Consider the following 15,030-nt stretch of genomic DNA (forward strand, 5'->3'; position numbering starts at 1 on the left):
GGCGCCACAAATTCCTTCCAAGGAATTTGCAAGCGTTTTCAAAAACGCTTAGCCTCGCTCAGAGCGTTTCGAACTGTGCCCGATCCTTCGCCGACCAGCGTACCGTGAGGTGGAACCCGTCCTCCTCTTGACGCTCGTCCTGCACCAGCCCCTTGCCGAAGAGCCAGGACCGCCGGCGCCCGTCGTCGAAGCCCAGCACAAGCGCCTCTTCCACGGTCTCGCCCTGAAGCCACCCGGTCACCGCCTGCAACATCGGATCGAGCCCGTCGCCGGTCAGCGCCGAGACGGCAAAGACCGTCTCCTCGCGCTCGGCCCGCGTTGCGACCGCCGCGCGCGCCTCCGGTTCCAGCCGGTCGGTCTTGTTCCAGATCTCCAGCAGCGGCACCTCCTCGCGCACGCCCAGAGAGCTCAGGATCGCCGCGACATCGCGCGCCTGCTCCTCGGTATTGGGATGCGAGATATCGCGCACATGCAGGATGATATCGGCCGCCAGCACCTCTTCGAGCGTGGCGCGGAAGGCGGCCACCAGCTCGGTCGGCAGGTCGGAGATGAAGCCCACCGTGTCCGACAGGATCACCTCGATTCCCGTGGGCAGCCGCACCGCCCGCATGGTCGGGTCGAGCGTGGCAAAGAGCATGTCCTTGGCCATCACCTCGGCGCCGGTCAGCCGGTTGAACAGCGTGGATTTTCCCGCGTTGGTATAGCCCACCAGCGCAACGATGGGGTACGGCACCTTGGCGCGCGCCTTGCGGTGCAGATCGCGGGTCTTGACCACCCTATCGAGCTGCCGGCGCAGCCGCACGAGCTGTTCGTCGATGGCACGCCGGTCCGCCTCGATCTGCGTCTCGCCGGGGCCGCCGACAAAGCCCAGCCCCCCGCGCTGACGCTCAAGGTGGGTCCAGGCCCGCACCAGCCGCGTGCGCTGATAGGAAAGCGCCGCCATCTCGACCTGCAACACGCCCTCGCGCGTTGCCGCCCGGTCGGAGAAGATCTCTAGGATCAGCCCGGTCCGGTCGAGCAGCTTGACGCCCCATTCCTTTTCCAGATTGCGCTGCTGCACCGGCGTCACCGGCCCGTCGACCAGCACCAGCTCGATCTCGTCCTCTTCGAGCTGCGTCTTCAGCTCGGCGATCTTGCCGGAGCCGAAGAGCGTGCCCGGGTGCGGATCGCGCAACGGCACGACAACGCCCCCCGCGACCTCCAGGTCGGGGAGTGCGGCAGCCAGCGCCATCGCCTCTTCCAGAGCCATCTCGGCATCGCGCCGGTCGCGATCCGAGCGGATGTCAGGATGCAGGACCCAGGCGCGGGTCACATGCGTGGCGTGTTCCTTCAATCGTTGCCGTCGCCGTCATACAGGTTGATCGGCTGCGACGGCATGATCGTCGAAATCGCATGCTTGTAGACGAGCTGCGACTGGCCGTCGCGGCGCAGAAGCACGCAGAAATTGTCGAACCAGGTGATGACACCCTGCAATTTCACGCCGTTGATGAGGAATACAGTGACCGGAACCTTGGTTTTGCGGACATGGTTGAGAAACGCGTCCTGAAGGTTTTGTCTGTCCGAAGCCATTGAAATTGCCTTTGTTCTTGCCTTTTGCCGCTTTGCGGCTTTCCCTCTTCCGGGCGAGTATGTATCGCGGGTTCCGGAACTTCCAGTGCAAAAATCCCGTCGCTGCCCAAAAGCCGGGCGGCGTGCCGCTCACTGCCCGCCGGGCAGGCAGGGCGGCGCGGAGCGCGCTAGCCCGCTGCCGGCGTGCGCGCCTTCCAGTCGCTATGCCAGGCCCGTACCGCCTCACGCGACTCCCAAGTGTAGCGAGGATCCTCCTGCACCCGCGCCGACCAGAGCCGGCCCTGCCCCAGACGCCAGGGATCGAGGATCAGCCCCTGCTCCCAGCTCTGGCCGCGCGCGGTGACCACCACGGTCGCGTGTTCGAGGCTGAGATTGCGGGCATTGGCGATGGCCCGGTGCAGCTCCAGCGTGCGGAAGCCTTCCGCATGCAACGCGATCTCCAGCGCATCGGCCCAGTCCTGGCAGACGCCCTTGTCGCGGAACCCGTTCACCACCTTGAAATTATGCACGAGCGGCGGATCGACCACGCGCCAGTCTCGCGCCCAGTCGAGCGGCTTCAGCACCGCGATGCGCGCCGCGCGTTCCGCCTCTGCCGGATCGACCCCCGGCCCCAGCGCCCGCAGCTCCGCCGCGACCTCGGCGATCCGCGCCTCCTGCGCGCTGGCGCTCGCGCTTGTCTCGGAGGCCTGGGTCGAGACCACCGGCGCCGAACATCCCGCCAGCGCCGCGACCAGCATGCTCAGCGCAACTCCGCGCAGATGCCGCCCCTCACCCCGCCTGCTGAACATGATCCTCGTCCACATAAGCGATGCGCCCGCCGGATTTCGAGCCGGTCACCACGCCCAGCGATTTCAGCTTGCGGTGCAGCGCCGAGCGCTCCATGCCGACAAAGGCCGCGGTGCGCGAGATATTGCCGCCGAACCGGTTGATCTGGGTGAGCAGATATTCCCGCTCGAAGGCCTCGCGCGCCTCGCGCAGCGGCAGGGTCGCCAGCGTGCCCGAAAGCACCACGCGCCCCTCTTCGTCGCCGCTCACAGGCGCCTCCTGCGGCAGCTCGCGCGCCTCGATGGGGCCGGTGCCTTCGCCCAGGATCAGCACGCGCTCCACCAGGTTCTTGAGCTGGCGCACATTGCCCGGCCAGATCATCGTCTGCATCAGCGCAATCGCATCCTCGGAAAGCGGCCGCACCGGCAGGCCCTGAGACTTGTTGCAGGCCTCGATGAAATAGCCGGCGAGCAGCGGGATATCCTCGCGGCGGTCCTCCAGCGAGGGCACCGCGATCGGCACCACGTTGAGCCGGTGATAAAGCTCCTGACGGAAGCGGCCCGCGGCGATTTCCTCGTCGAGATCGCGATTGGTCGAGGAGATCACCCGCAGATCGACCCGCACCTTGTCGGCGCCGCCGACGCGGGTAAAGCTCTGGTCGACCAGCACGCGCAGGATCTTCGACTGGGTGCCGAGCGGCATGTCGGCGACCTCGTCGAAATAGACCACGCCGCCATGCGCCTGCTCCAGCAGCCCCGGCTCGATGCCACGTTCTGGGGTCTCGCGGCCGAACAGCACCTCTTCCATGGTCTCGGGCGCGACGCCGGCGCAGTTCACCGTCACGAACGGCCCCTGCGCACGGCCGGAATGGGCATGGATGTAGCGCGCCGCCACCTCCTTGCCGCTGCCCGCAGGCCCGGTGAGCATCACGCGTCCATTGGATTTCGTCACCTTGTCGAGCTGGCTGACCAGCGCGCGGAAGGCGGCGCTTTCGCCCACCATCTGCGCCACTTCGGTTTCGCGCCGCTTGAGCTGACTGTTCTCGCGCCGCAGCTGCGAGGTCTCCATCGCGCGCCGGATCACCACCAGCAACTGGTCGATATTGAAGGGCTTTTCGATGAAGTCATAGGCGCCCTGCTTGATCGCCGCGACGGCGATCTCGATATTGCCGTGACCCGAGATGATGATGATCGGGATATCGGGATTGTCGCGCTTGACGGTCTTGAGGATGTCTATCCCGTCCATCTTGCTGTCCTTCAGCCAGATGTCGAGGATCAGCAGCCCGGGGGGTTCTGCATTGACCTCCGTCATCGCCTCGGTCGAATTCGCCGCCAGCCGCGTGGTGTAGCCCTCGTCCTCGAGGATGTCCCCGATCAGCTCGCGAATGTCGCGCTCGTCGTCCACGATCAGGATATCGCTCATGTCTGCCCCTCTAATTCTGAAATCACTCTGGTCATATGGGCCGGACGCGCCGGCGCGAGCCCGAGCGGCAGGCGGATCACCGCCATCGCCCCGGCATGGGTGGCGCCGTCGAATAGCGGCGCATCCTCAAGGGCAAGGCTGCCGCCATGCTCCTCGATGATCTTCTTCACGATGGGCAGGCCGAGCCCGGTGCCCTTGTCGCGGGTGGTCACGTAAGGCTCGAAGAGCCGAGCGCGGTCCTCCGGCAGGCCGATGCCATTGTCCATGATGCGGATCAGCGCCCGCCCGTCCTCTTCGACGAGGCTCACGCGGATCTCCGGAACATAGCCCTCTGGCACGCCCTTTTCCTGAAGAGATTCAATGGCCTCTCCGGCGTTCTTGATGAGATTCGTCAACGCCTGGCCGATCATGGTGGCGTCGAGCTCGGCGGGCATCTCCATCGCCGGCAGGTCGATGACGAAACGCACATCCGGCTGCCCGGTCTCCTGCAACAGCGCCGCGCCGCGCAACAGCGCCACCACGTCCTCGGGCCGGCGTTCGGGCTCGGGCATGCGGGCGAACTTGCTGAACTCGTCGACGATGCGGCGCAGATCCTCGGTCTGGCGCACGATGACCTCGGTCATCTGCCCCAGCTTCTCGGCATCTTCGCCCTCGACCATGCGGCCGAACTTGCGCTTGATGCGCTCCGCCGAGAGCCGGATCGGCGTCAGCGGGTTCTTGATCTCATGCGCAATGCGGCGCGCCACGTCGCCCCAGGCCGCCATGCGCTGCGCGCTGACCAGATCGGTCACGTCGTCGAAGGCGATCACATAGCCCTCGAGCGAGCCGTCCTGACGGCGGCGCACCGAAAGACGCACCAGCAGGTGCTCCAGCCGGCCCTCGCGGCTGACTTTCACCTCTTCCTGCGCCGTCTCCTGCCCGCTGCCGCGCAGCTTGTCGAAAAGCGCGCCGAATTCCGGCACCGCGACGGTGATCGGCAGCTCGGATTTGGTCTCGTGCCAGCCCAGCAACCGCTCGGCGGAGCGGTTCACGAAGGTCACGCGCCCGCTATCGTCGAGCCCCACCACCCCGGAAGTGACCGAGGACAGCACGGAATCGAACAGCCGCTGCCGGCGCTCGATCTGGCGGGTGTTCTCCAGCAGCGTCTCGCGCTGCGCCTTGAGCTGCCGGGTCATCTGGTTGAAATAGCGCCCGAGCATGGAAATCTCGTCGTCGCCCTCGTCCTCGATGACCTGCACGTCGAGATCGCCGCCGCCGACCCGCTGCGCCGCGCCGGTGAGGCGCCCGACCGGGCGCGCGAGACGTTCGGCGAACCACAGGCCGAGCCAGGTGGCGGCGAGGATCAGCAGCACCGCAAAGCCCAGATAGAGCAGCGCGAAATCGAAAAGCCGCCGGCCCCGTTCGCTTTCCTGCTGCTGGTAGAACTGCGCGGTCGCCTGCGTTTCATCCAGCAAATTCAGTAGGTTGCCATCCACTTCTCGACTGACGTACAAGAAGCGGTCGGCAAAGGCGTCGAGCGGCACCAGCGCGCGCAGCTCGTGATTGTCCCAGTCGGGGATCAGCACGAGCCCCTGTTCGCCGGCCTGCGCGATCTGCGCGATGTTCGGCTGTTCGTAATCGAAGAGATAGGAGCGCTCGCCCCGGGCGCGGATCTCGCCCGCGCCGTCGATCACATAGGCCTCGCGCAGCCCGCGCTGGATCTGCCCCTGCCCTTGTTGAAGAATCTGCCGTATGTCCCCGTCATCCAAGGCGAAATTCGCCCGACGTGCAGCATCGAGAAAGCGCCCGAGCGCCTCTACGTCCTCACTCAGTCCGCGACGCTGCTCGGCCTCATAGGCCTCGGCGGCGGCGAGCGAGGCGCCCACCACATTCTGCACGCGGCTGGAGAACCAGGTTTCCAGACCGATATTGATGGTGAGCACGGCAAAGACAGCGACGGTCACCGTGGGCAGCAGCGCCATCAGCGCGAACACGCCTGTGAGCCGCAGGTGCAGGCGCGACCCCGCCGACTGCGCCCGCCGGTCCGAGATCATTCGCGCCACGCGGAAGAGCACCAGCGCCGCCAGCAGCAGCACATAGACCAGATCTGCCAGCAGCACGAGCCGCAGGCTCATCTCCGTGCCCTTGCCGCTGTCGAGCGGGCCCAGCACCATGAAGGTGGCAAAGGCCAGAACCGGCCCCAGCAGCACGAGCCCCAGCGTCGCCACGTTCTGCACCCGCCGCTGACGGCGCAGACGGCTCAGCCGGGTCCACGTCATGCTACGCGCCACAGATTTCCGTGCCCGAGTGGCCACAGAGATACCTCGCCAGGATGTGCTGCTCGAAGCAGCGGACCGCCATATTCTGTGGCTTCTTCGCAACTCCATCCGAAAACGAAGCAGCGCGGCCACATCTATGTGACCCTTTTACATCAGTTTGCGGCGGCGTGTCACGCGAATATCCAGATCGGTGATCTTCTTGCGCAAAGTATTGCGATTGATTCCCAGCAGATCGGCGCATTTCGCCTGATTGCCGCCGGTGGCCTCCAGCGCGATCTCGATCAGCGGCGCCTCGACCTCCTTGAGGATGCGGGCATAGAGCCCCGGCGGCGGCAGCATATTGCCGTGCAGATCGAAATAGCGGCGCAGGTGGCGGGCCACCGAGGTGCCGAGCTTCTCCGCATCGCCACCGCGCAGGATCGGGCCGGTATCGGGCTGATTGCCCAGCACCGCCTCGACCTCGGACCGGCTGATCTCCTCGGCGCGCGAGGTCAGGCTGAGCCGGCGCACGGAATTTTCCAGCTGCCGCACATTGCCCGGCCAGCTATAGGCGCGGAAAAGCTCGGCGGCGTCCTTGGAGAGCCAGCGCTTGGGCGCGCCCTCGCGCTCGGAGCGGGCGAGGAAATGCTCGGTCAGCAGGGCGATATCCTCGACCCGTTCGCGCAGGCTGGGCACGTTGATCGTGGCGCCGGAGAGCCGGTAATAAAGATCCTGCCGGACATGGCCCTCCTCCATCGCCTGGGCCAGATCGCCCTGCGAGGTGGCCATGAAGCGCGGCACATGCTCGCCCGGGATATCCATCATGCGTACCACGCGCGCCTGGATCTCGTCGGGGATGTCGGTGATCTCGTCGATCAGAAGCGTGCCGCCCTTGACCCGTGCCAGCACCCGCGCCGGGCCTTCGAGATCGGACAGGTCGGCGCCGGTCACGGTGATGAAGGGCAGCGTGCGGCGGTCGGAGAAATCATGCACCGCGCGGGCGATCAGCGATTTGCCCGTGCCGCTCTCACCCGAAATCAGCACCGGCAGATCGGTGTTCATCACCCGCGCCACGAGGCGGTAAAGCGCCTGCATCGCCGGGGTCTTGCCCACCAGCGGCAGCTCGTCCGGCCCGTCGGCACCGATCGTCGCCACCTCGTCGCGCTTCGGCGCGCGGTTGCGGTTGTCGAGCGCCTTGGCGGTGCGCTTCATCAGGTCCGGCAGATCGAAGGGCTTGGGCAGGTAGTCGTAGGCCTCGGCCTCGGCCGCCTGGATCGCCGTCATGATGGTGTTCTGCGCCGAGATCACGATCACCGGCAGGTCGGGCCGGTCCTGGTGGATCTTGGGCAGCATCTCCAGCCCGTTGCCGTCGGGCATGACCACGTCGGAAATCACCACGTCGCCCTTGCCCTCGCCGACCCAGCGCATCAGCGTGGTCAGCGAACTGGTGGCATGCACCTTGCAGCCCGCGCGGGTCAGCGCCTGGGTCAGAACCGTCCGGATCGTGCGGTCGTCGTCTGCGACTAGAACCGTGCCGTCCATTATCTCTTCTCCTCTGTCTCGCGCGGGGCGCGCGGAAGCGAAATGCGAAAGACCGTGCGGCCGGGAACGGAATCCACGGAAATCCAGCCGTCATGGTCCGAGATGATCTTGGAGACCAGCGCCAGCCCCAGCCCGGTGCCGTTCTCCTTCCCCGAAACGAAGGGGTCGAACACATCGCCCTTGATGTCGTCGGGCAGACCGGGGCCGTCGTCGATCACCTCGACCTGAAGGGGCAGCTTCTGCGTGGTGCCGTCGGCGCGGCGCATCCGGAAGGAATGTTCATAGAACGTGTGCAGCCGGATCGTTCCGCCCTCTTTCGGGTCGGCGGCTTCTGCCGCGTTCTTCAGGAGGTTCAGCACCACCTGCAACAGCTGGTCGGGATCGCCGAAGGCCAGCGGCAGCGAGGGGTCGTAATCCTCGATGAATTTCATATGCGCGCCGACGCCGAGCTGGGTCGAGCGGCGGGCACGGTCGAGCACGTCATGGATGTTGACGGGCTTCTTCTCGGGTGCCGAGAGATTGCCGAACTGCTCGACCTGTTCGAGCAGTTTCACGATGCGGCGGGTCTCGGCGACGATGAGGTCGGTGAGCTCGAGATCGTCTTTCGACAGGTTCATGCTCAGCAGCTGCGCCGCGCCGGTGATGCCGGCGAGCGGGTTCTTGATCTCATGCGCCAGCATTTCGGCCATGCCGATGGCGGATTTCGCGGCGGATTTCACCGAATGGCTCTGGGTCATGCGCCCCGCCAGCTCGCGCGGGGAAATCAGCATGATGAACCAGCCGGGATAGTTCTGCACCGGCGCGATCTGGAGGTTGCAGACCAGCGGCGGGCGCGATCCGGTGCCCACATCGACATCGTTGACGAAAAGCGGCGTGCCGTGTTCGCGGGCCCGCGCCAGGCTTTCCTCCAGCGGCGCGTCGACCGCCAGCCGGTCCCAGATCGGCTGGCCGATCAGCCATTTCGCCGAGTTGTTCATAAACCCCTCGGCCGCCGGATTCATGTCGGCGATACGCTCCTCGGCATCCAGCAGGATGGCCGGCACCGGCAGCGAGGACCAGAGCTGCATCTGAAGCTCGCTGTTCATGCCGCCTCCGCCAACGCGTCTTCGAGCGCCACGCGCAGCCGCGCCCTGACCTGCGCGGGGTCGCGCTCGGTCAGGATCTCGCGACGCATTTGCGGCTCCGTGCCGGCGGCATCCATGTACCAGCCCAGATGTTTGCGGGCGCATCTCGCACCCAGGTCGGCGCCGTAAAACGCGATCATCGCTTCATAATGCTCCAGCACGATTTCCGTCAGATCCGCGCCGCGCGGCACCACCGGCGCCGGGGCGCCGTAAAGCGCATGCGCGATCTCGGCCAGCCGCCAGGGCGCGCCCTGCGCGCCGCGACCGACCATCACCCCGTCGGCGCCCGAGAGCCGCAGCGCCTCGCGGGCGCTGGCGGCGTCCACGATGTCGCCATTGGCCACCACCGGCACCGAGACCGCCTCTTTCACCGCGCGGATCGCCGCCCAGTCGGCGCGGCCCTTGTAGAACTGGCAGCGCGTGCGACCGTGGATCACAATCATCCGCACGCCTGCCGACTCGGCCCGGCGCGCCAGATCGGCGGCGTTGCGGGTGCCGTCGTCCCAGCCGAGCCGCGTCTTCAGCGTCACCGGCACGTCGACCGCCCCCACCACCGCCTCGATCAGCCGCAGCGCGTGGTCGGGCTCGCGCATCAGCGCCGAGCCGGAGTAGCCGCCGGTGACCTTCTTCGCCGGGCAGCCCATATTGATGTCGATGACGCGCGCGCCCATATCGGCCACCATGCGCGCGGCCTCGGCCATCGGCTCGGGCGCGCGGCCCGCGATCTGGACGGAGGTGTTCTCGATTCCCGCCCCCAGCTCGGCCTTTTCGCGCGTGCCGGGGCGCGCGGTGAGAAACTCGCCGCTTGCGATCATCTCGGAGACCACGAGCCCCGCGCCCCAGCGCGCCACCAGAGAGCGGAACGGCAGGTCTGTAATGCCCGCCAGCGGGGCCAGCAGGACAGGAGGGGAGATCGACCGGTCGCCCAGAGGGAGTTTCAAGCGCCTATTCCTTGTGCAGATGCTTGGGAGGTAACCTGAGGCCCGAGTACATTCAATTGTTTGGGCACCGCCCCGCCCCATCACAATGCAGTTTGCCTATTTTTTGAGCGCGGCGCCAGAGCGCATTGCGCAGCCCCGGGGCAATGCCTAGAGAAGCCGGGAAGGAGCGAGGCCCATGGACACAGCCGTCATCATCGTTGCCGCCGGGCGTGGCACCCGCGCCGGGGGCGCTCTGCCCAAGCAGTGGCGCGAGATCGCCGGCAAGCCGGTGGCGCGCTGGACGCTGGAGGCCTTTGCCCATCTGCCGCGCCTCGTGCTGGTGATTCACCCCGACGACCGCGCACTGGCAGAGGCGGTCGCCGCCGGGCTGCCGGTGACGCTTGTCGACGGCGCGGAGGATCGCGCGGGCTCGGTGCGCGCGGGGCTCGCGGCGCTGGCCGATGCGCCGCCAGAGCGCGTGCTGATCCACGATGTCGCCCGCCCCTGCGTCAGCCGCGCCAGCATCGACGCGGTTGTCGCCGCGCTGGCCACCCATCCCGGCGCCGCGCCGGCGCTGGCGGTGACCGATGCGCTCTGGATCGGCGAAAACGGCCAGGTCACAGGCACCCGCGACCGCGCCGGGCTCTACCGCGCGCAAACGCCGCAGGGCTTCCGCTATGACGCCATTGCCGCCGCCCATGCGACGCAGACCGGAGCCGCCGCCGACGATGTGCAGGTCGCCCGCGCCGCGGGGCTGGACGTTGCCATCGTTCCGGGCGAGGAACGCAATCTCAAGATCACCGGCCCGGAGGATTTCGCCCGGGCCGAAACGCTGCTGAAGGGAGACGCGATGGATATCCGTCTGGGCAATGGCTATGACGTTCACCGCTTCGGCGCGGGTGATCACGTTGTGCTCTGCGGGATCAAGGTTCCGCACGGGCGCGGGCTTCAGGGTCATTCCGACGCCGATGTCGGCATGCATGCGGTGACGGATGCGCTTTACGGCGCCATGGCCGAGGGCGATATCGGCCGGCATTTCCCGCCCTCCGACCCGCAATGGAAAGGCGCCGCCTCCGAGATCTTCCTGCGTCACGCGGTAGAGCTGGCGGGCTCGAAGGGCTTCGCGATCTCCAATATCGACCTGACGCTGATCTGCGAACGCCCCAAGATCGGCCCGCATGCCGCTGAGATGACAGCGGAAATGGCGCGCATCACCGGGCTTGCCTCGGACCGCATCTCGATCAAGGCGACCACTTCGGAACGGCTGGGCTTCACCGGTCGCGAGGAAGGTATCGCCGCCATTGCAACCGCAACGCTGGTGAAACCATGAAAGCCATCGCCTCCTTCCTCTATATCGGCTTCCTGAAGCCCGCCCCGGGCACCTGGGGCTCGCTCGCCGCCCTGCCCGTCGCCTATGCGCTGCTGCTCGCCGGCGGGTTCTGGCTGCTGCTGATCGCCACGGCTCTGGCCTATGCGCTGGGTCTGGTGGCCACCCGCGCGCTGACCCAGAGCGGCGATCACGACCCGTCCTGGATCGTCATCGACGAAGTGGTCGGCCAGTGGATCGCGCTCTTCCCAGTGGGCTACGGCGCGGCGATGATGGGGGTGGAGCTCTGGCGGCTCTATCCCGGCTGGATCTCGGCCTTTGTGTTCTTCCGGCTCTTCGACATCTGGAAGCCCTGGCTGGTGGGCATGGCCGACCGGCGCGGCGATGCGCTGGGGGTGATGCTGGATGACGTGATTGCCGGCGTGTTTTCTGCTATTGTCACGATCATACTCGCCGCCCTTGCCCATGGAGTCCTGATGTGACCGAAGTCATCGCCCGCGATATCCTGATGCGCGCCCGCGAACGTGGCGTCACCGTCACCACCGCCGAAAGCTGCACCGGCGGCATGGTCTCGGCGGCGCTGACCGATGTGGCCGGCTCGTCGGACATCTTCCATCGTGGCGTGGTGACCTATTCCAACGCCGCCAAGCAGGAGATGCTGGGCGTGCATGCGGAGACCCTGAATGTGCACGGCGCGGTCTCCGAAGAGGTGGTGCGCGAGATGGCCGAAGGCGCGCGGCGCGCGGCGGAGGCCGATTTCGCGGTGGCGATCTCGGGCGTGGCGGGCCCCGGCGGATCGGAGCAAAAGCCCGAGGGCATGGTGTGTTTCGCGCTCGCCCGCGACGGCGAGACGCTGACCGAGACGGTAGAGTTCGGTGCGCTCGGCCGCGCCAATGTGCGCGCGGCCGCCACCCACCACGCCCTGGAACTTCTGCGCGACGCGCTGGCGGAAGATTAGGGATCGGTGGGCAGAATTGCCCACCCTACGGGATCCGCCCCGGACCTGATCCGGGGCCTCTGCGCGGGCTTCCTTGCAGGCCCATGCTCTTGCTGATCACCGATTGCCCCGGCACCTCTGGCCGGGCCTGCGGTTGCTGGATCGTCTTGCGCCGGACAAGCGCCTCGCCGGGCCGCGTGGCTACTCCATCGCCCCTCCGTCCGGCAGCGCCTTGAGGTAGGCCGCCACCGCTGCGCGGTCTTCCGGCGCGAGGCTGGCGAAATTCTCCACCACCTCGACCATATGCCCACCGACACTGTCGAACTCCGGTGTGAATCCGGTTTCGAGATAGTAGGCGATGTCGCTCGCCTCCCAGCTCAGGTGATCCGGTGTCAGCCCCGGGATCGTACCACGCCCGTTGGGGTTGGGCGCCCCGGTCAGCCAGCGCCCGGTGTCGAGCCCGCCGAGCGCGTCGCGCGGGGTGTGACACTCGGCGCAATGGGCCAGCGCCTCGACCAGATAGCGGCCGCGCACCAGCTCCTGGCCCTCGGCCTCCTCCATCACCCAGCCATCATCGAAATAGAGCAGTTTCCACAGACCCAGGCCCCGGCGGATATTGAACGGAAAGCCCAGCTCATGCGGCTGGCTCGGCGTATCCGAGGCGGGCAATGTCTGCATATACGCCCAGAGATCCACCAGATCGCGGTCGTCCATGCGCGCATAGGCGGTATAGGGGAAGGCCGGGTAGAGATGCGCGCCACCGGGCGAGACGCCGCGCATCACCGCATTGGCGAAAGCTTCCTGGCTCCAGCCGCCGATGCCCTGCTCGGGGTCGGGCGAGATATTGGGGGCGAGGAAGGTGCCGAAATCGGAGGCGAAGCGCTGCCCGCCCGCCAGCACGAGCTTGGCCTCGCCGTCGGCATCCGGCGCGTGATGACACGACGCGCAACCGGCGGCTGTGAACACAAGCTCGCCGCGCACGGCGTCGCCCTCAACACCGGCAAAGCTGCCCTCGGGCAACCGGTCGGGCGCCGTGACGATCCAGCCGATCCCGGCGGCGACGAGCCCCGCCAGGACGAGACCCGCGATCAGTCTGCGCATAGGCTCAGGATTCCGGCGCGCGATAGGTGTCGTGGCAGGCCTTGCAGGCGCCGCCCAGTTGCCCCAGCGCCGGCCCCAGCGCCTCCTGTCCGGTGCCTGCGGCGGCCTGCATGTTCAGCGCGGCCTCGCCGAGCCCGGACCATTTGGCGCCGAAATCGTCGAAATTGTCCCAGATCTCCGCTTTTGCGCGGGTGCCGTCGACGCCCATTTCCGAGCTGCCCTCGGGCCAGAGCGGGCCCTGATGGATCATCGACACCGCAACGACGGAATCGGCCGCCATCTGCGCGGCCTCGGCATCGTAGTCGATCTTGCCCTGAGCCATGCCGCCCAGCGTGCCGAGATTGATCGCCAGAATACGGAACTGGCCCTGCCGCGCCTTGAGCTGCGCGCTGTAATCCTGGGCATAGGCTGCGCCGGCGGTGCAAAGGGAAAGGGCCGCGAGGCCGGTCAGGAAACGGTTCATGCAAATCCTCCAGTGGCAAAAGCTGGCGCCGGTATGGCGACATAGCGAAGCTGCGGAAGAGTGTGCCGCTCTGCGACGATCTGACAACACCCTCTTGTGAGGAACGGCGGCGAGGGGCCGACTGACGTTAGGGCATCACCCTGACGGCCCAGGCAGGTCTCGGAGAGGGTTTTGTCACGGAATACAGACAGTTGAGCAACGTTTCCCTTGATTGAATAGACTTTCCGATACGCACTTTATACGGGCATACATGACATTCTCCTCGCGCATATGTGAAGGCGCGTCAGGGCGAAACGCGGTTCGGAACGCGCAGCCGTTCGGGGCTCAGCGCGTCGGGCCAGCCGACCCAGCGCTCGACCGCATAAAGCGCGAGGCAGAACGCGATCACCGCCAGCACCAGTTTCACACGTCCCGAAGAGGGCGGGTTGCGCGCCCATTTCGCCATGCGGAGCAACCAGAGCGGGTTCATGTCAGCCCTCCGGGAAGCGCACCTTGCCGATGAAGGGCAGGTTACGGTTGCGTTGCGCGTAATCGATGCCATAGCCGACCACGAACTCGTCGGGGATCTCGAAGCCCGTCCAGTCGGCCTTGAGCGCCACCTCGCGCCGCGCCGGCTTGTCGAGCAGCGCGATGGTGCGCAGCTTGCGCGGGCTGCGCGAGGCCAGCAGTTTCAATACGTGATGCAGGGTAAAGCCGGTGTCGACGATATCCTCGACCACCAGCACGTCGCGCCCCTCGATGGGCGAGCGCAGATCCTTGAGAATGCGCACCTCGCGGCTCGACTGCATGGCGTCGCCATAGGAGGAGGCTTCGAGGAAATCCACCTCCACCGGCAGGTCGAGCTCGCGCACCAGATCGGCGATGAAGACAAAGCTGCCGCGCAGCAGGCCCACGACGACCAGCTTGTCGGTGCCGCCGAAATCGCGACCGATCTCGCGCGCCAGCGCCTCGATCCGCGCGGCGATGGATTTGGCCGAGATCATCTCGTCTACGACATATGGCCGCTCTGTCATCCCGTCCCCCTTGCAAAGCCGCGCCCAGCATACGAAATGGGAACCCACTGTCACGCGATAAAGGGACGCCGGACCAGCGACATGCCGACCCATTCCGAGACCAAGCACCTGCCTTACACGGCACAGCAGATGTACGACCTCGTGGCCGATGTGGCCCGCTACCCGGAATTCCTGCCCTGGACCGCCGCCGCGCGCATCCGCTCGCGCGAGGAACATGGCGATCACGAGGTGATGCTGGCGGATCTGGTGATCTCGTTCAAGGTGTTCCGCGAACGTTTCGGCAGCCGGGTGACGCTCTATCCGCAGGAAAACCGGATCGACACGGAATATCTCGACGGGCCGTTCCGCCACATGATTTCGAAATGGCAGTTCGAGGACAAGGCGGAGGGCGGCGTCGACGTGCATTTCTTCGTCGATTTCGAATTCAAGAACCGCATTCTCCAGGGCGCGGCAGGGATGTTCTTTTACGAGGCGATGCAGCGCATCGTGCGCGCCTTCGAACGCCGCGCAGCGGATCTCTACGGCACTGCCTGAGGTTTTATGCCCCCCGGACCTGATCCGGGCAGAACGCGCGGTATTTCCAGAGCGTCTCAATCCTGCCATCGGGTGG

General features: G+C 66.6%; 16 protein-coding genes. 4 read left to right on the plus strand and 12 right to left on the minus strand.

Annotated features, from left to right (window positions below; all coding sequences use genetic code 11):
• Positions 1–58: 58 nt before the first annotated feature.
• From hflX to dusB, 8 genes are all read right to left on the minus strand, one after another.
• Complete coding sequence (gene hflX / locus I6N89_RS17160; protein WP_207019837.1) at positions 59–1,312, minus strand: GTPase HflX; 1,254 nt, start codon at positions 1,310–1,312, stop codon at positions 59–61.
• Positions 1,313–1,329: 17 nt separating this feature from the next.
• The gene (gene hfq / locus I6N89_RS17165; RefSeq protein ID WP_007800966.1) at positions 1,330–1,569 is read right to left on the minus strand and encodes an RNA chaperone Hfq; all 240 of its coding nucleotides are present in this window, start codon (positions 1,567–1,569) and stop codon (positions 1,330–1,332) included.
• 167 nt (positions 1,570–1,736) lie between these two features.
• Positions 1,737–2,357, minus strand: a complete 621-nt coding sequence (locus I6N89_RS17170) for a hypothetical protein (RefSeq protein ID WP_236016698.1) — start codon at positions 2,355–2,357, stop codon at positions 1,737–1,739.
• Positions 2,338–3,756, minus strand: coding sequence for a sigma-54-dependent transcriptional regulator (locus I6N89_RS17175; protein WP_207019748.1), 1,419 nt, complete (start codon positions 3,754–3,756; stop codon positions 2,338–2,340). Before I6N89_RS17175 ends, I6N89_RS17170 begins: the two co-directional genes overlap by 20 nt.
• The gene (locus I6N89_RS17180) at positions 3,753–6,014 is read right to left on the minus strand and encodes a sensor histidine kinase (RefSeq protein WP_207019750.1); all 2,262 of its coding nucleotides are present in this window, start codon (positions 6,012–6,014) and stop codon (positions 3,753–3,755) included. Before I6N89_RS17180 ends, I6N89_RS17175 begins: the two co-directional genes overlap by 4 nt.
• A gap of 147 nt (positions 6,015–6,161) precedes the next feature.
• Complete coding sequence (locus tag I6N89_RS17185) at positions 6,162–7,535, minus strand: response regulator (protein ID WP_207019752.1); 1,374 nt, start codon at positions 7,533–7,535, stop codon at positions 6,162–6,164.
• Positions 7,535–8,620: a two-component system sensor histidine kinase NtrB gene (locus tag I6N89_RS17190; RefSeq protein ID WP_207019753.1), complete on the minus strand. Its 1,086-nt coding sequence runs from the start codon at positions 8,618–8,620 to the stop codon at positions 7,535–7,537. The genes I6N89_RS17185 and I6N89_RS17190 overlap by 1 nt, the downstream gene beginning before the upstream one ends.
• On the minus strand, positions 8,617–9,600 hold the full coding sequence (gene dusB / locus I6N89_RS17195) for a tRNA dihydrouridine synthase DusB (RefSeq protein ID WP_236016699.1): 984 nt from the start codon (positions 9,598–9,600) through the stop codon (positions 8,617–8,619). Before dusB ends, I6N89_RS17190 begins: the two co-directional genes overlap by 4 nt.
• Before the next feature lie 175 nt (positions 9,601–9,775).
• Between dusB and I6N89_RS17200 the strand changes: the two genes are divergently transcribed.
• The 3 genes from I6N89_RS17200 to I6N89_RS17210 are packed head-to-tail and all read left to right on the plus strand — an operon-like array spanning position 9,776 to position 11,864.
• Entirely contained in the window at positions 9,776–10,909 is a 1,134-nt protein-coding gene (locus I6N89_RS17200; protein ID WP_207019754.1) for a bifunctional 2-C-methyl-D-erythritol 4-phosphate cytidylyltransferase/2-C-methyl-D-erythritol 2,4-cyclodiphosphate synthase, read from the plus strand.
• Positions 10,906–11,388 carry a phosphatidylglycerophosphatase A gene (locus I6N89_RS17205; protein ID WP_207019755.1) on the plus strand — a complete coding sequence of 161 codons (483 nt, stop codon included), beginning with the start codon at positions 10,906–10,908 and terminating at the stop codon, positions 11,386–11,388. Before I6N89_RS17200 ends, I6N89_RS17205 begins: the two co-directional genes overlap by 4 nt.
• Positions 11,385–11,864 (plus strand): CinA family protein, encoded by a 480-nt coding sequence (locus tag I6N89_RS17210; RefSeq protein WP_207019756.1) that lies wholly within the window; start codon positions 11,385–11,387, stop codon positions 11,862–11,864. The genes I6N89_RS17205 and I6N89_RS17210 overlap by 4 nt, the downstream gene beginning before the upstream one ends.
• A 180-nt stretch (positions 11,865–12,044) precedes the next feature.
• Here I6N89_RS17210 and I6N89_RS17215 read toward each other — a convergent pair whose 3' ends face one another.
• The 4 genes from I6N89_RS17215 to hpt form a co-directional block, all read right to left on the minus strand.
• Positions 12,045–12,944, minus strand: coding sequence for a c-type cytochrome (locus tag I6N89_RS17215; protein WP_207019757.1), 900 nt, complete (start codon positions 12,942–12,944; stop codon positions 12,045–12,047).
• Between the two features lie 4 nt (positions 12,945–12,948).
• On the minus strand, positions 12,949–13,407 hold the full coding sequence (locus I6N89_RS17220) for a c-type cytochrome (protein ID WP_207019758.1): 459 nt from the start codon (positions 13,405–13,407) through the stop codon (positions 12,949–12,951).
• A gap of 283 nt (positions 13,408–13,690) precedes the next feature.
• Positions 13,691–13,876, minus strand: a complete 186-nt coding sequence (locus I6N89_RS17225) for a hypothetical protein (protein ID WP_207019759.1) — start codon at positions 13,874–13,876, stop codon at positions 13,691–13,693.
• 1 nt (position 13,877) lies between these two features.
• The gene (gene hpt / locus I6N89_RS17230; RefSeq protein WP_076703754.1) at positions 13,878–14,420 is read right to left on the minus strand and encodes a hypoxanthine phosphoribosyltransferase; all 543 of its coding nucleotides are present in this window, start codon (positions 14,418–14,420) and stop codon (positions 13,878–13,880) included.
• An 81-nt stretch (positions 14,421–14,501) separates the two neighbouring features.
• On the opposite strand from hpt, the gene I6N89_RS17235 reads away from it, so the two are divergent.
• Positions 14,502–14,954 (plus strand): type II toxin-antitoxin system RatA family toxin, encoded by a 453-nt coding sequence (locus I6N89_RS17235; RefSeq protein ID WP_207019760.1) that lies wholly within the window; start codon positions 14,502–14,504, stop codon positions 14,952–14,954.
• Positions 14,955–15,030 lie beyond the last annotated feature (76 nt).

This window comes from Salipiger abyssi (assembly GCF_017311415.1).
Lineage (GTDB): Bacteria > Pseudomonadota > Alphaproteobacteria > Rhodobacterales > Rhodobacteraceae > Salipiger > Salipiger abyssi_A.

Bases quoted from the DNA above. Each gene is read 5' to 3' on its own strand.
- hfq (WP_007800966.1), bottom strand. From the start codon at position 1,569: ATGGCTTCGGACAGACAAAACCTTCAGGACGCGTTTCTCAACCATGTC.
- I6N89_RS17180 (WP_207019750.1), bottom strand. From the start codon at position 6,014: ATGACGTGGACCCGGCTGAGCCGTCTGCGCCGTCAGCGGCGGGTGCAG.
- I6N89_RS17170 (WP_236016698.1), bottom strand. From the start codon at position 2,357: ATGTTCAGCAGGCGGGGTGAGGGGCGGCATCTGCGCGGAGTTGCGCTG.
- hpt (WP_076703754.1), bottom strand. From the start codon at position 14,420: ATGACAGAGCGGCCATATGTCGTAGACGAGATGATCTCGGCCAAATCC.
- I6N89_RS17235 (WP_207019760.1), top strand. From the start codon at position 14,502: ATGCCGACCCATTCCGAGACCAAGCACCTGCCTTACACGGCACAGCAG.
- I6N89_RS17225 (WP_207019759.1), bottom strand. From the start codon at position 13,876: ATGAACCCGCTCTGGTTGCTCCGCATGGCGAAATGGGCGCGCAACCCG.
- I6N89_RS17190 (WP_207019753.1), bottom strand. From the start codon at position 8,620: ATGAACAGCGAGCTTCAGATGCAGCTCTGGTCCTCGCTGCCGGTGCCG.
- I6N89_RS17175 (WP_207019748.1), bottom strand. From the start codon at position 3,756: ATGAGCGATATCCTGATCGTGGACGACGAGCGCGACATTCGCGAGCTG.
- I6N89_RS17200 (WP_207019754.1), top strand. From the start codon at position 9,776: ATGGACACAGCCGTCATCATCGTTGCCGCCGGGCGTGGCACCCGCGCC.
- I6N89_RS17185 (WP_207019752.1), bottom strand. From the start codon at position 7,535: ATGGACGGCACGGTTCTAGTCGCAGACGACGACCGCACGATCCGGACG.
- I6N89_RS17205 (WP_207019755.1), top strand. From the start codon at position 10,906: ATGAAAGCCATCGCCTCCTTCCTCTATATCGGCTTCCTGAAGCCCGCC.
- I6N89_RS17215 (WP_207019757.1), bottom strand. From the start codon at position 12,944: ATGCGCAGACTGATCGCGGGTCTCGTCCTGGCGGGGCTCGTCGCCGCC.
- I6N89_RS17220 (WP_207019758.1), bottom strand. From the start codon at position 13,407: ATGAACCGTTTCCTGACCGGCCTCGCGGCCCTTTCCCTTTGCACCGCC.